This is a genomic window from Microbacterium sp. SA39, from assembly GCF_000967865.1.
Taxonomy (GTDB): domain Bacteria; phylum Actinomycetota; class Actinomycetes; order Actinomycetales; family Microbacteriaceae; genus Microbacterium.
On sequence record NZ_JXRU01000034.1, the window covers coordinates 183,016 to 197,244 of the forward strand.

Annotated in this window: 15 protein-coding genes; 12 read left to right on the plus strand and 3 right to left on the minus strand. The window is 68.3% G+C overall.

Annotated elements, in window-relative coordinates:
* The first annotated feature begins 16 nt into the window (after positions 1-16).
* The 6 genes from RS85_RS10885 (at position 17) to RS85_RS10910 (ending at position 4,132) form a co-directional block, all read left to right on the plus strand.
* Positions 17-895, plus strand: a complete 879-nt coding sequence (locus tag RS85_RS10885; RefSeq protein ID WP_046013460.1) for a LysR family transcriptional regulator ArgP — start codon at positions 17-19, stop codon at positions 893-895.
* A gap of 173 nt (positions 896-1,068) precedes the next feature.
* Complete coding sequence (locus tag RS85_RS10890; RefSeq protein WP_046013461.1) at positions 1,069-1,704, plus strand: SipW-dependent-type signal peptide-containing protein; 636 nt, start codon at positions 1,069-1,071, stop codon at positions 1,702-1,704.
* Between the two features lie 7 nt (positions 1,705-1,711).
* Positions 1,712-2,335: a SipW-dependent-type signal peptide-containing protein gene (locus RS85_RS10895; RefSeq protein ID WP_046013462.1), complete on the plus strand. Its 624-nt coding sequence runs from the start codon at positions 1,712-1,714 to the stop codon at positions 2,333-2,335.
* A gap of 29 nt (positions 2,336-2,364) precedes the next feature.
* Positions 2,365-2,982 (plus strand): signal peptidase I, encoded by a 618-nt coding sequence (locus RS85_RS10900; protein WP_052703536.1) that lies wholly within the window; start codon positions 2,365-2,367, stop codon positions 2,980-2,982.
* Complete coding sequence (locus RS85_RS10905) at positions 2,979-3,620, plus strand: hypothetical protein (RefSeq protein WP_152642395.1); 642 nt, start codon at positions 2,979-2,981, stop codon at positions 3,618-3,620. The genes RS85_RS10900 and RS85_RS10905 overlap by 4 nt, the downstream gene beginning before the upstream one ends.
* Positions 3,617-4,132, plus strand: coding sequence for a hypothetical protein (locus tag RS85_RS10910; protein ID WP_046013464.1), 516 nt, complete (start codon positions 3,617-3,619; stop codon positions 4,130-4,132). Before RS85_RS10905 ends, RS85_RS10910 begins: the two co-directional genes overlap by 4 nt.
* Before the next feature lie 24 nt (positions 4,133-4,156).
* Here RS85_RS10910 and RS85_RS10915 read toward each other — a convergent pair whose 3' ends face one another.
* Both RS85_RS10915 and RS85_RS10920 read right to left on the minus strand, forming a co-directional pair.
* Positions 4,157-4,837 (minus strand): YqaJ viral recombinase family protein, encoded by a 681-nt coding sequence (locus tag RS85_RS10915; RefSeq protein WP_046013465.1) that lies wholly within the window; start codon positions 4,835-4,837, stop codon positions 4,157-4,159.
* 82 nt (positions 4,838-4,919) lie between these two features.
* Positions 4,920-6,284 carry a glucose-6-phosphate dehydrogenase gene (locus RS85_RS10920; protein WP_046013466.1) on the minus strand — a complete coding sequence of 455 codons (1,365 nt, stop codon included), beginning with the start codon at positions 6,282-6,284 and terminating at the stop codon, positions 4,920-4,922.
* Positions 6,285-6,350: 66 nt separating this feature from the next.
* Between RS85_RS10920 and RS85_RS10925 the strand changes: the two genes are divergently transcribed.
* The 3 genes from RS85_RS10925 to rplL all read left to right on the plus strand — a co-directional run bounded on the left by RS85_RS10925 (position 6,351) and on the right by rplL (position 9,294).
* Positions 6,351-8,141, plus strand: a complete 1,791-nt coding sequence (locus RS85_RS10925; RefSeq protein ID WP_046013467.1) for a glycoside hydrolase family 15 protein — start codon at positions 6,351-6,353, stop codon at positions 8,139-8,141.
* Between the two features lie 238 nt (positions 8,142-8,379).
* Positions 8,380-8,868 carry a 50S ribosomal protein L10 gene (rplJ, locus tag RS85_RS10930; RefSeq protein WP_046013468.1) on the plus strand — a complete coding sequence of 163 codons (489 nt, stop codon included), beginning with the start codon at positions 8,380-8,382 and terminating at the stop codon, positions 8,866-8,868.
* Between the two features lie 48 nt (positions 8,869-8,916).
* A complete protein-coding gene (rplL, locus tag RS85_RS10935; protein ID WP_046013469.1) occupies positions 8,917-9,294 on the plus strand; it encodes a 50S ribosomal protein L7/L12 in 378 nt (125 codons plus the stop codon).
* Positions 9,295-9,404: 110 nt separating this feature from the next.
* Here rplL and RS85_RS10940 read toward each other — a convergent pair whose 3' ends face one another.
* Positions 9,405-10,415, minus strand: a complete 1,011-nt coding sequence (locus RS85_RS10940) for a LacI family DNA-binding transcriptional regulator (RefSeq protein WP_046013470.1) — start codon at positions 10,413-10,415, stop codon at positions 9,405-9,407.
* A 288-nt stretch (positions 10,416-10,703) separates the two neighbouring features.
* On the opposite strand from RS85_RS10940, the gene RS85_RS10945 reads away from it, so the two are divergent.
* The 3 genes from RS85_RS10945 (at position 10,704) to RS85_RS10955 (ending at position 14,218) form a co-directional block, all read left to right on the plus strand.
* A complete protein-coding gene (locus RS85_RS10945; RefSeq protein WP_046013471.1) occupies positions 10,704-12,023 on the plus strand; it encodes an ABC transporter substrate-binding protein in 1,320 nt (439 codons plus the stop codon).
* A gap of 102 nt (positions 12,024-12,125) precedes the next feature.
* Positions 12,126-13,265, plus strand: a complete 1,140-nt coding sequence (locus tag RS85_RS10950) for a carbohydrate ABC transporter permease (RefSeq protein WP_046013472.1) — start codon at positions 12,126-12,128, stop codon at positions 13,263-13,265.
* Positions 13,262-14,218 carry a carbohydrate ABC transporter permease gene (locus RS85_RS10955; RefSeq protein WP_046013473.1) on the plus strand — a complete coding sequence of 319 codons (957 nt, stop codon included), beginning with the start codon at positions 13,262-13,264 and terminating at the stop codon, positions 14,216-14,218. Before RS85_RS10950 ends, RS85_RS10955 begins: the two co-directional genes overlap by 4 nt.
* Positions 14,219-14,229: the final 11 nt, after the last annotated feature.

Below are 14,229 nucleotides of genomic sequence, written 5' to 3' on the forward strand. Positions count from 1 at the left end.
CATTAGCATCACTTATGTGAGGATCGATCCGGAACTGGCCGCCACTGTCGCCGCCGTCGCCGATGAGGGGACGCTCGACGCGGCATCCCGACGTCTGCGGATCACGCCCTCTGCCGTGAGCCAGCGTCTCAAGACGCTCGAGCAGCAACTCGGACGGATCCTGGTGGTCCGCACGAAACCCGCGACGCTCACAGAGGCGGGCGAGGCGGTCGTGCGCCTCGCGCGACAGATCGCTCTGCTCGAGCACGACGCGCTGGCCGGCGTCGGCATCGACGATGGCGCCGGAGCACGGCGCACGATCGTCCCGCTCGCGGTGAACGCCGACTCGATGGCGACCTGGTTCCTCGCTCCGCTCGCGCGGCTCTCCGCGGCGCACGACATCGACTTCGATCTGCACCGCGACGATCAGAACTTCACTGCCCGGCTGCTCGAGTCGGGCACGGTGATGGCTGCGGTCACGAGCGAGGAGACCCCGGTGGCCGGGTGCTCGGTCGCACCCCTCGGAGTGATCGAGTACCGGGCCATGGCGGCCCCCGGCTTCGCGGAACGCTGGTTCCCGGACGGTGTCGATGACGCCGCGCTGTCCCGGGCACCGTTCGTGGACTTCGATCGCCGCGACACCCTCCAGCACGAGTGGCTGCGCGCTCAGAGCGTGGCGCATCAGGGCGTGCCGCGCCATTACGTCCCCGCGTCGCACGACTACGCTGTGGCGGTGCAGCTCGGCCTCGGGTGGGGGATGCTCCCGCGGCTGCAGGAGACGCCGGGACTGGTCCGGCTCGGCGGGCCGACCCTGCGCGTGCAGCTGTACTGGCAGCAGTGGAACCTGCGCTCCGAGCTGCTCGACACGATCGCCGCCGAGGTGGCGGCGGAAGCGCGCCGCGTGCTGCAGACCTGACGCCCGAGATCGAATCGATATCGTCTGCGCCCTGTGATCCGCGATCCTGCGCGCATTCGTTCGTCTCCCGAGGTTCGGTCGATGAGACTGGAATGTCCGACGCGGATTCGGCCTCAAAGGTGAGGCCATCCCCAGATGTTCGCGCGGTAGCGATTCCTGAGGGGGAACCGACCATGGTCAAGAAAGACAATCGACGCAAGATTCTCGCGGTGCTTGCGGGCGGACTCGTTCTCGGTGTGGGCGTCGCAGTCACGCTCGCCGCGTGGAACGACTCCGAATTCGCGACGGGCACGTTCACCGCAGGATCGTTCAACCTCGAAGGATCCATCGCCGGCGACGTCGACGCGAACTACAGCGACCACAACGTCGAGGACGGTGACACGGCGGCCGCGCTCGCCTTCGACCTCCCGGCGGGCATCGTCGACAACATGTCTCCGGGTGACTCGGTCTACGCCGGTTTCTGGGTGCGGCTCGCCGCAGACACCACGACCGGAGCGACGCTGGAAGCCGTGGGAACGACGGCGGACCCCGCAGTGTCATCGAACTCCGAGCACCTCTCGTACTCGATCTACCAGCTCGCCCCCGGCGCGACCTGCGACGACACCACCGCGACCGGGACGCCCGTGGCGACGGGAGCGACGCTCGACGCCCAGGCCGGCGTCACGGAGATGACGCTCACGGCGGGAGCGCCCACGACAGATCCGGGGACGGCCGTGCAGCTGTGCTTCGCGGTGACCGCCGATGCCGCCCTCGAGCAGGGGCTCGAGACCACGGCGACCTGGCAGTTCGAAGCCACCTCCACGAGCTGAGCCCGACATGGACACCCGCAGAGGCGTGCGGGAGAAGAAGCGACTGCGCTCCCGCCGGATACGAGCGGTGCTCGCGGGCGGCCTGGTGCTCGGCATCGGGTCGGCTGCGACGCTGGCCGCGTGGAACGACTCCGAGTATGCGACGGCGACCTTCACGGCAGGAAGGTTCGACATCGTCGGTGCCGCCGACGGCAACACGTTCACCAGTCACGCGACCACCGCCACGGCGGCAGCGCTGACCTTCGTCGCGGCGCCGACCGCCATGGCTCCGGGGACGACGACGTATGCGCTGTTCAGCGTGAAGACCACGAATCCGTCGATCGCGGGGGCCCTGCAGTGGAATGCGGGCACCCCGGGCGGCACCGGACTCGCGACGCATCTGACCTACGGAGTCCGCACCATCTCGGGGACAGCGTGCAACTCCACGACGTATCCGGGCGGAACGGCCGTGGTCGCGGACGGCTCCGCACTGACCGCGAACGGCGCGGCGACGCAGGCCGTTCTCGCCAACGGCGGTAACCAGGTCAATTACTGCGTCGCCGTGACGCTGCCGCTGACCGCCGCCAACGCCGCGCAGTCGCTGACGATGACGCAGACATGGCAGGTGCTCGGGACCTCGTCCGCCCCGTAGCGGTCGACGCGGAGACGAGGGAGGACGACATGACGACGCCGGAGACGAGACGCAGTCTGCGCGAGCAGCCTGTCTCGTCGGGCGCGCCCGCGGTCGCCTCCGCATCGGAAACCCGCACGCCGGCTCGCGGCGTCGGACGGGCCGTCGGAGACATGCTGCTGTGGATAGCCGCAGTGGGAGGAGTGATCTGCATCGTGCTGGTGGTCCTGGCCCTCACCGCGCAGATCACCTTGATCATGTTCCGCACCGGCTCGATGTCGCCGACGATTCCCGCCGGGTCCGTCGCTGTCGTGCAGCGCATCCCGGCGAGCGAGATCGCGATCGGCGACGTCGTGACCGTGGACCGCGCCGGTGAGCTTCCGGTGACGCACCGCGTGACGTCGACCGAGCCGGGGAGGAATGCAGAGGAGCGCGTCATCACCATGCGCGGCGACGCCAATGCCTCGGACGACCCGTTCCCCTACGCCGTGACCTCGGTGCGGATCGTCCTGTTCTCGATTCCCGGCATCGCAATGCTCATCGCCGGCATGGGTAATCCCGTGGTCCTCGGCGCTCTCACGGTCGGCGCCACGGTGCTCGTCGTGTGGGCCTTCTGGCCGCGATCCGGCCGTCGATCACGGCCAGAACCGACGGGTGGTGCCGGATGAGAACAAGGCTCGCCACCGGGGCTGCTGCCGTGGCCGTCGCGGCGACGCTTCTGATGCCGTCGGCGGCCTCGGCGGCACCGACAACGCAGGTGATCCAGGGCGAGGTGCTGCGGCTCGTGTCGGTCGCGGACTGGGATGCCGCGTCCCGATTGCTGCCGGGGGTGCCGGTGCAGTGGGACGTGGAGGTGAGCGCAGAAGCGCCCGATCCGGGCGTCGTTCGCATCGGCGTGAGCGCACGCGGATCGGCGACGCTGGTCCTCGATGTCTCCCGCTGCGCCGATGCCTGGAAGGGAGGGAACTGCCCGGGCGGTGCGACCGTTCTGCGATCGGACTGGAGCATTCCCCGTGACGGCACCGAGGTGGCGCTCACGGAGATCGCCGACACGGCGGTCGTGTATCTGCGACTCGCCATCACGCTCGATCCCGCCGACCTCGGAGGCAGCACCGACATCCGGGTGCACGCGCAGGGGGCTGGGGAGAGCGCGGTGATCGGGCCGGACGGCGGCCTCGCCACGACGGGGCTGTCGCAGGCGGTGCCCGGGGCGCTCTGGGCAGGCGCTGTGCTGGTCGTGGCAGGCGGCATGACGGCGATCCTTCGACGTCGACGCGCCGACCGGGATGAGACGGTGAGCGAATGATCACGCGGAGGAAGCGTCGGGTGCTGGCCGGCGCGGTCGGTCTCTCGGTGCTGGCCGGCGTCGCGGTGCTCCCCTCCGCGCAGCTCACCGAAGCGCGGTTCACCGACCCCGACTATGCATCGTCGACGACCTTCACCGCGGGGGCCCTCGCGACACCCGTCATCACGGCCTGCACGGTCGCCAACAACGTTCTGGGTGTCTTCCAGAGTGTCACCATCACGTGGACCTCGCCGTACGTCGCGGCCAACGTGCGGCTGACTGCGACGTCCGGCACGACGACGGGGACGATCCCCGCGGCGAACATCACGGCGACCGGACCGGTCGGCGGGCTGTACACCTACACGGCGAACGTGCCCCAGTCGCTGTTGGCCAGCCTCATCTCCAACCTTCTCGGCAGCACCACGACGCTGTCGGTCACGAACGTGCTCCCGGGTACGAACTGGGTATCGCCGGCCGCGACGCGGAGACTCTCGATCGCGCTGCTCGGACTCAACGCGTCCTGCACCGTCTGACCTTCGCGGTCGAGGGTTGTCCGCTCAGTCTGCCAGCGCCAGCGCGCGGAAAGCGTCGCGCTCGCGCAGCTGTTCGCGTCGGCTGGCCACGGCATCCGTGATGCGCGTCGGCGGCTGCTGCCCGGTGGTGCGCCGATAGAGCTCGTCTATCAGATCGGTCGCGAGGGTGACGAGCTTCGCGATCTCGCGGTCGTCGCGGTCGATCCAGATGCAGCGGGGCTCGTCGTGGATGGGGGAGAAGTCGACGTGCTCCTCCCAGACGAAGAGCGTGCGTTCCGCGCCCAGCACATGCTGCTGCCACCAGATCTGGCGGAGATAGGTGCGCGGAATGCCGCGGAAGGCCTTGTTGGTCGTCTTGATCTCGGCGAGCTTGACGCGTCCGGCGCGGTCGACGGCGATGCCGTCGGGGGTGGCGAGATGACGGTGCTCGACCTCGGCACGGAAGAGTGCCGACGACGGGAGGATGCCGTGGGTCGCGGCGACCCACGCGGCGATCTCCGGTTCGCGCCGCCGACCGTGATCGGTATAGGCGTTGCCACCGAATCGGGGACCGCCTCCGAGCTTGGCGTCGGCCGCACGCGCGATGGACTTTTCACTGGTGAGCCCTGCCACGTCAGTCGCAGTGATCCCTCGCGACCGCGCCCGCAACCACGCCACCCGGTCGCGGGAGTCCGCGACGATGCGTGCGGAGAGTTCGGGGGTCACTCATCGAGGGTAACCCCGCCCGCCGACCTCGTCGCCCGCACACGCCGCGCCCGCGGCATCCATCGGCTCGACGAGCGCTCGATCAGCGCGCGGACGGCCAGCCTTCCGGACCCACGGAGCCCGCCTCATACTCCTCGAGCGGCACCGCGCCGGACTTCCAGGCCTCGAGGATCGGCGCGATGATCCGCCAGCACTGCTCCGCCGCGTCTCCGCGCACAGCCAGCATCGGATCGCCGTCGAGCACTCCCGAGAGCACCTCGGCGTAGGCCTTGAGTGCGCCTTCGCCGAGGTCGGCAGACAGGGTCGCCCGCTCCAGCTCGAAGGGATCCTCCTCGGCGTTGAGGTTCAATTCGAGCGACATCCGGTCGGGTCCCAGCGAGAAGCGCAGGATCGCTCCGTCAGCGGTGCCGGTCAGCCCGGTGGGCACGTGCCGGACGGGCCGGAAGCGCACGACGATCTCCCTCGCCGGCTCGCCGAGCGCCTTGCCGGAGCGCAGCCGGAACGGCACCCCGGCCCAGCGGGCGTTGCGCACCTCGAACGTCGCCTCGGCGAGTGTTTCGGTCTCTCGATCCGGATCGACCCCGGGCTCGTCGACATACGACGGCTTCGCCACCCCTTCGACCGTGCCCGCCGTGTATCGCGCCCGTCGAGAGGATGCCGAGGGGTCGTCGTTCCAGACATGGGTCGCGCGCAGCACGGCGCCGGTCGCCTCGCGGAAGTCGACCTCGTCGAGCGCGGCCGGCTCCTCCATCGCGAGGACGGCGAGCACCTGGAGCAGATGGCTCTGGATCATGTCCACGAGCGCACCCGCAGAGTCGTAGTACCCGGCGCGTCCTTCCAGCGCGAGCGACTCGTCGTACACGATGTCGACGGAGTCGATGCTCTCCGCCGACCAGAGGGGCTCGAGGATGCGGTTGGCGAAGCGCGCGCCGAGCAGGTTGAGCGTGGTGGAGCGACCGAGGAAATGGTCGACGCGGAAGACCTGGCTCTCCGGCACCAGAGCGGTCAGCACCCGGTTGAGCGCGCGGGCGCCCGCCTCATCGGTGCCGAAGGGCTTCTCCATGACGAGAACCGCACCTTCCGGGAGCATCTCCGGCGTCATGGCGGCGATCGATGCGGCGGCGATCGACGGCGGCACGGCGAAGTACAGGGCGACCTGCCCCGAGCACTCCCCGAGCAGCGCGCTCAGATCGTCCGCCTTCGTGATGTCGGTCTTCCGGTAGCTCGTCTCCACGCGGGCGGCCGCCTCCTCGGCATCCATCGTCGCGAACGACGTCCGGATGACGCCCTCGAGGTCGGCATCCGTCCAGTCCTCGCGATCGGCGCCGACGATGCGCACCGTCCGGGACGGCTCGCGCGTCAGCAGCTGACCGAGAGCGGGAAGGAGCAGGCGGGAGGTGAGGTCGCCACCTGCTCCGAAGATCACCAGCGTCGTCGCATCCGTCATGCACCCACCGTAATCCTTCGTCCCGGCCAGAGGCAGTCCCCGCCACGGGCATGTCAGACTCGGCACATGCCCGCTCCGATCGAGGACTACGCCCTGCTCAGCGACTGCCGGACGGGTGCCCTGGTGTCCCGTGAAGGCAGCATCGACTGGCTGTGCCTTCCCCGTTTCGATGCGCCGTCGCTGTTCGGTGCGCTGCTCGGCGCGCCAGAGAACGGATGCTGGAGCCTGCGGCCCACGGACGACACGGCCACGCCGCAGCGGCACTACGTCTCCGACACGTTCATCCTCGTCACGCGCTGGGAGACCCCGAGCGGTGTCGCGGAGGTGCACGAGCTCATGCCGCTGCATCCGTCGCGCTCCGACGTCGTCCGCCGGATCGTCGGCATCTCGGGGCAGGTCGAGTTCGAGACCGAGCTTCGTCTGCACTTCGATTACTCCCGCCGACTGCCGTGGGTGCGCCAGGTCGGCACGCCCGAAGAACCGGCGCTGCGTGCGACGGCGGGGCCCGAAGCGGTGATCGTGCGCGGTGTGCAGCTCGTCGCCGAGGACCACGTCCACCGGGGGACGTTGACGGTGGAGGCCGGCGAGAGCCGCGACCTCGTCCTCAGCTGGTTCCCCTCGCACGAGCATCCGCCCAAGCCGCTGGACGTCGAAGAAGCGTTCGCCGCGACGCGCTCGTGGTGGCAGGGCTGGGCGAGCGGGATCGCGCACGACGGTCCGCATCGCGACGAGGTCGTGCGATCCCTGCTGGTGCTGCGGGCTCTGACGAACAAGGACACCGGCGGCATCGTCGCCGCGGCCACGACGTCCCTCCCCGAGCAGTTCGGCGGCTCGCGAAACTGGGACTACCGCTTCGTCTGGCTGCGGGATGCCGCGCTCACGCTCGAAGCCCTGATCGCACATGGTTTCCTCGAGGAGGCGCATCACTGGCGGCGCTGGCTGCTGCGCGCGATCGCCGGCGAGCCGGGAGAGGTGCAGATCATGTACGGGATCGCGGGCGAGCGGGATCTGCTCGAGCGCGAGATGCCGAGCCTGCCGGGCTACGAGGGCGCGGCGCCGGTGCGCATCGGCAACGGTGCGGTCGACCAGTACCAGGGCGACGTGATCGGCGAGGTGCTCGTCGCGCTGGAGGCGGCGCGGCTCGCGGGGCTCGAGGAGGGCGACTTCTCCTGGCCGTTGCAGCGGGCGCTCATCGAGCACGTCGTCGCGTCGCTGGATCGGCCCGACAACGGGATCTGGGAGATCCGCGGGGAGCCGCAGTGGTTCACCCATTCGCGGGTCATGATGTGGGCGGCGCTCGACCGCGGTGTACGCGCGGTGCGCGAGCACGGGCTGTCGGGCGACGCGGATCGGTGGGAGCGCACGCGGGAAGACCTGCGTCGCGATATCGACGACCGCGGTGTGCATGCCGACGGATACTTCGTGCAGCACTTCGAGTCGGCGGAGGTGGATGCCTCGCTGCTGGTGCTCCCACAGGTCGGCTACTGCGCCCCGGACGACCCGCGGATGCTCCGCACCGTGCAGCAGATCGAGGGCACCCTGCTCAGGGACGGATTCGTGCTGCGCTACCGCACCGAGTCCGGCGTCGACGGACTCGAGGGCGGCGAGCATCCGTTCCTCGCCTGCAGCTTCTGGCTGGTGGAGCAGTACGCCACCACCGGCCGCGTCGATGAGGCGCGGGTGCTGATGGAGAGGCTGGTCGCGATGGCGAACGACCTCGGCCTCCTGTCCGAGGAGTACGACGTGGGGAACGACCGTCAGGCGGGCAACACCCCGCAGGCGCTTTCGCACCTCACCCTCATCCGTGCCGCCGACGCGCTGGCCGGGCACCGCGGGCGGGCCGCCCACCGCAGCTGATCGAGCTCCTGATTTGGGGGACGGTCGCCGGTGGGGTAGCCTGGTCATAACCGAAGACCGCTGGTCATCGTCGTGCGTGCGAACGCGAGGCGATCGAAGCTCTGCTCAGCAGGGGCCCGCGCAGGACACGAACTTCTCGAAGCTCCGTGCGCTTGCGCCGGAGCTTCTTTCCTTTGCAGGGGGTCCGAGGTCGGCGCCCCACCACCGTGCGGCGCCTCGTACACACCAAGGAGTGACCATGGCGCAGAAGGATGCATCGGTCGCCGAGCTCACGAAGTCATTCGAGAACTCGAACGCCGTCCTGCTGACCGAGTACCGCGGTCTGACGGTTGCCCAGCTCAAGGAGCTGCGGGGCACCATCCGTCAGAACGCCGAGTACGCCGTGGTGAAGAACACGCTGACCAAGATCGCCGCCAACAAGGCCGGGATCACCACGCTGGACGACGACCTCAAGGGTCCGTCGGCCGTCGCGTTCGTGCATGGCGACTTCGTCGCCACTGCCAAGGCTCTGAGTGACTTCGCCAAGGCCAACCCGCTTCTCGTGATCAAGTCCGGCGTCTTCGAGGGCAACGCCCTCACCGCCGACGAGGTCAGCAAGTACGCCGCGCTGGAGAGCCGTGAGGTTCTGCTGGCGAAGGCTGCGGGCATGATGAAGGCGACGATGGGCAAGGCTGCCGCCACCATCGACGCGCTTCGCGAAAAGCTGGAGACCGCCGAGGCCGCGTGAGCGTCCGGCGATCTTTTTCACAAAACCCCATCTATTAGGAGATACATCATGGCGAAGCTTTCCACCGAGGAGCTGCTCGAGCAGTTCGCTGGCCTGACCCTCGTCGAGCTGAACGACTTCGTGAAGGCGTTCGAGGAGAAGTTCGAGGTCACCGCTGCTGCACCCGTCGCCGTTGCCGGCGCAGGTGGCGGCGCTGCTGAAGAGGTCGAGGAGAAGGATTCCTTCGACGTCGTCCTCGAGGCTGCCGGAGACAAGAAGATCCAGGTCATCAAGACGGTCCGCGAGCTCACCTCGCTGGGTCTCGGCGAGGCCAAGGCCGTCGTCGACGGTGCACCGAAGGCTGTGCTCGAGGGCGCGACCAAGGAAGCCGCAGAGAAGGCCAAGGAAGCCCTCGAGGCTGCCGGCGCGACCGTCACCCTCAAGTAATCCGGTCCGGGTCGAGGCGCACGGCGTCTCGTCCCGGCGGATCACGCTTCATCGAAGGCCCCGGGTTCGCCCGGGGCCTTCGTGCGTCTCCGGGTATGAGGGCGCTAACCTCAGCGCGGCGGGGCGGTGGAACTGCGGATGACGAGAGCGGATGCCGCGGCCACATGCTCCGGAGGATCATCCGGGCAGGTCATGCGACGCGAGAGCAGGCGCACAGCCTCGTGACCCTGCTCTCGCGGCGACTGCCCGATCGTGGTCAGAGAGAACATCTCGGCGTGCTCGTGGTCGTCGATGCCCACGACGCTGAGTTCCGACGGAACCGCGATCCCGAGGCGCCGGGCGGCGATCACCGCGCCGATCGCCGCCTCGTCGCACACCCCGACGATCGCGGTCGGGCGGTTCCGCCGATCTCCGAGGAGCCCTGCCGCCGCCGCGTATCCGCCGGGCATGGTCGGGGTCGCCCCGACGATGCGCGCGTGGTCGGCGAGGCCGGCAGCCTGCAGTGCACCGCGATAGCCGGCCAGGCGACGCGCATCGCCGTAGCTCTGTGCTTCGGCATCCGTCGTCCCGCCCACGAACGCGATGGCGGTGTGGCCGAGCTCGATCAGATGTTCCGTGGCGATCCGGGCGGCGTCCGTGTCGTCGATCGAGACGGAGCTGGAGCCGGAGCCGGAGCTGTAGGGGCCGACGCTCACGAGCGGACGGCCGGTGCGCTGCAGGCGCTCCAACTCCCGCGCGCTCGGCTGTATGCCCACAGCGAGGATGCCGTCGAACCTGCGCCGAGGGAGCACGTGCTCGAACAAGCGCTCCCGAGTGTCCGAGCCCTCCGGAACCCCATAGAGCGAGAGGTCGTAGTCGAGCGCGAACAGCGACTCCTGGATGCCGGCGAGCAGCTCGGCGAAGAACCAGCGGTCGACGGGAGGCATGACGACCCCGACGGTCTGAGTGCGTCCGGTCGCCAGACTCGTCGCCGAGGAGTGCGCGACGTAGGAGAGGTCGCGCGCGGCATCCGCCACCCGCTGTCGGGTCTCGTCCGACACGTACCCGTTCCCGGTGAGCGCGCGGCTCGCCGTCGCCTTCGAGACGCCGGCACGGGCGGCGACGTCCGCGATCGTGCTCATCGGTCCTCCTCGACCAGGTCACGCGGATGCGTGTACGGCGAAGCAGCGGGCGCTCGCCGGTCGATAGCGTAGTCGTTCGAAGCCCCGAAGGGAACCGGTTCCATGTCTCCATCGAGGGAGCGCTCCCATGACAGGCGGACAGCGCAGCGGAAAGGTTGCGAGCTTGTGATCCATGCGCATTGCGCGAGGGAGCGGAAGCCCAGTAGGTTTGCCTGGAATCGGTTCCCGAACGACGCCGGGGGTGGCGTCGGAGGCTGAGGAACCTTGTACTCGAAGAGGAGAATTCACATGACTCTGTCACAGCGTTCACGGCGGCTCGTACCGCTCGCCCTGGTGGGGGTCGCGGGCGTCGCGCTCGCCGGATGCGGGGCTCCCGGCGGTGCACCGGAAGGCGGCGGTGGAGGTGGAGGCGGAGACAACACCGTCACGATCTACGGCACGATCGTGGAGGGCGAGGCTGAACTCCTCGCGGAGTCCTGGGCGGACTTCGAGAAGGAGAACGACATCACCATCAAGTACGAGGGCAGCCAGGACTTCGAGACGCAGCTCGGAACGCGTGCTCAGGGTGGGAACCCGCCGGACATCGCGATCTTCCCGCAGCCGGGTCTCTTCGCGGACTACGCGTCGCGCGACCTGCTGAAGCCGGCTCCGGATGCCGTGAAGAAGAACGCCGAAGAGGGCTGGACCCAGGGCTGGGTCGACTTCGGCACGTACGACGGCACGTTCTACGGTGCTCCGCTCATGGCGAGCGTCAAGGGCTGGGTCTGGTACTCGCCGACGAAGTTCGCCGAGTGGGGTGTCGAGGAGCCGACCAGCTGGGATGAGCTGCTGACACTCACCGAGACGATCAAGACCGCCAGCGGCGCCGCCCCGTGGTGCGCCGGCTTCGAGTCGGGTGTCGCGACCGGCTGGCCCGGCACGGACTGGATCGAGGACCTCGTCCTCCGCAACGCCGGACCCGACGTCTACGACCAGTGGGTCAAGAACGAGATCCCCTTCACCGACCCGCAGATCAAGGAAGCTTTCGACGCGACCGGTGAGATCCTGCTCAACCCGGAGTACGTCAACGCCAGCTTCGGTGACGTGCGCTCGATCAACTCGACCGCGTTCGGCGACGTGGCAGGCAAGGTCGCCAGCGGCGAGTGCGCGCTGACCCACCAGGCATCGTTCCTCTCGGGCTTCTTCCCCGAGGGCACGAACTTCGCCGAGGACGGCGACGTCTGGGCGTTCCTGACCCCGAGCCCGAACCCCGATGAGACACTCATCACCGGTGGTGGCGAGATAGTCGGCGCGTTCAGCGACGACGAGGCCACTCAGAAGGTGCTCGAATACCTCTCCAGCTCCGAGTGGGCGGACAGCCGCCTCGCTCTCGGCGGAGTGACCTCGGCGAACAAGGGCGTCGACCTCGACGTGGTCGAGGACCCGATCCTGCAGGAGTCGATCAAGCTCCTCCAGGACGACTCCGTGACGTTCCGCTTCGACGGTTCGGATCAGATGCCGGGTGCGGTCGGCTCGGGCACGTTCTGGAAGGGCATCGTTGCCTGGGTCAACGGCACCTCCACCGACGAGGTGCTCACGCAGATCCAGACCGGCTGGCCTTCCAGCTGATCGGATGAGGAGGGCCGCCCATCGGGCGGCCCTCCTTCTCACACCCGGTCCGCGCTCCGCCGCGCGGACCGCTGATCAGCTCCGTCTCATGAAGGGGAATCCGTGAACGCGACTGTGTTCTTCCAATGGATCGGTTCACTCCCGCCGATCCTCCAGGCCGTCGCCGTGGTCATCGCATTCGCGGTGGTCGTGGTGGTGATCCTGCTGCTCGTCGACATCGCGCCGCGCAAGGGCGCGCTCTACACCGGCATCCGCCTCGCGATGTGCCTGCTCATCCCGCTCGCGGTGATGTGGTTCTTCAACTCGTACTACTGGGCGATGGGAGTCGCGGTCGCCGTCGGCGCACTGTTCTTCTTCCTGGACTACCGATCCCGCGACGGCGCGGGATACCTGATCCAGCTGGTCGCCTTCATGGCCCCGGCCATGCTCCTGCTGCTCGCCGGCCTCATCCTCCCGTCGATCCAGACCGTGTACGCCTCCTTCTGGAACTCGACCGGCAGCGACTTCGTCGGCTTCTCGAACTACCTCTGGATCTTCACCCAGTCCGACGGCGTCACATCCGTGGTCAACACGATCGTCTGGGTGCTGGTCGTCCCGGCCGCGTCGACCGCGATCGGGCTCGCGTACGCGGTGTTCATCGACCGGACTCGCGGCGAGAAGGTCTACAAGCTCCTGGTCTTCATGCCCATGGCCATCTCGTTCGTCGGTGCGAGCATCATCTGGCGCTTCGTGTACGCCTACCGTGGTCCCGAGTTCGAGCAGATCGGCCTCCTCAATCAGATCCTGGTGTGGTTCGGCGGGCAGCCGCAGCAGTTCCTGCTGAACAGCCCCTGGAACAACCTCGCGCTGATCGTGGTGCTCATCTGGGTGCAGACAGGATTCGCGATGGTGGTCCTCTCGGCATCCATCAAGGGCGTACCGGTCGAGCTCCTCGAGGCTGCCGAGCTCGACGGCGCGAACGCGTGGGAGAGGTTCCGGTCGGTGACGATCCCGTCGATCCGCCCGGCGCTCATCGTCGTGCTGACCACCATCTCGATCGCCTCGCTGAAGGTCTTCGACATCGTGCGCACGATGACCGGTGGAAACTACGGAACCTCGGTGCTGGCGAACGAGATGTACACCCAGTTCTCGAAGTTCGAGGCGGGCCGCAGCGCTGCGCTCTCCGTCATCCTGTTCATCCTGGTGCTGCCGATCGTCATCTACAACGCGCGCCAGATCAAGAAGCAGCGGGAGATCCGATGACCGGCACCGTGAAGTCAGACACCTCCTCGACGCGGGCGATCACCACCGGTCAGCGGTTCGAAGCCTCAGCCGGACGCACGCGCAAGCGCCTCAGCCGGCCGTGGGCGACCGTCGCGTCGATCATCATCGCCGTGGTCTGGACCATCCCGACCGTCGGGTTGTTCATCTCCTCGTTCCGCAACCGGGAGGCCATCGAGACGACCGGCTGGTGGACGGTGTTCACCAACCCGCAGCTGACGTTCGACAACTACGTGGCCGTGCTGCAGTCGGGTACGACGCAGCTCACCATCCTGGAGTCGTTCTTCAACTCGATCGTGATCACGATCCCGGCGACGATCATCCCGCTGATGATCGCGGCGATGGCGGCGTACGCGTTCTCCTGGATCGAGTTCAAGGGCCGCAACGCGCTGTTCATCTTCGTGTTCGCGCTGCAGATCGTGCCGATCCAGATGGCGCTCGTGCCCCTGCTGTCGTCGTTCTCCCGAGGCATCAACCTCTTCGGAATCCAGGTGACGCTCGGGCTCGATGTCGCGGGCGGCTACGCGCAGGTCTGGATCGCCCACACGATGTTCGCGCTGCCGCTGGCGATCTACCTGCTGCACAACTTCATGTCGGAGATCCCCGGCGAGATCATCGAGGCCGCGCGCGTCGACGGTGCATCCCGCGGGCAGATCTTCTTCCGGATCGTGCTGCCGCTGACGATGCCGGCGATCGCCTCGGTCGCGATCTTCCAGTTCCTCTGGGTCTGGAACGACCTGATCGTCGCGCTCGTGTTCGCCGACGGCGCCGCCTCGCCGATCACCAAGGTGCTCGCCGAGATCACCGGACGCGGCGAGGGCTGGTACCTGCTCACGGGCGGCGCGTTCGTGTCGATCCTCGTGCCGCTCATCGTGTTCTTCTCGCTGCAGCGGTACTTCGTGCGCGGGCTCCTGGCCGGGTCCACGAAGGGCTGACCCTTCGTCCG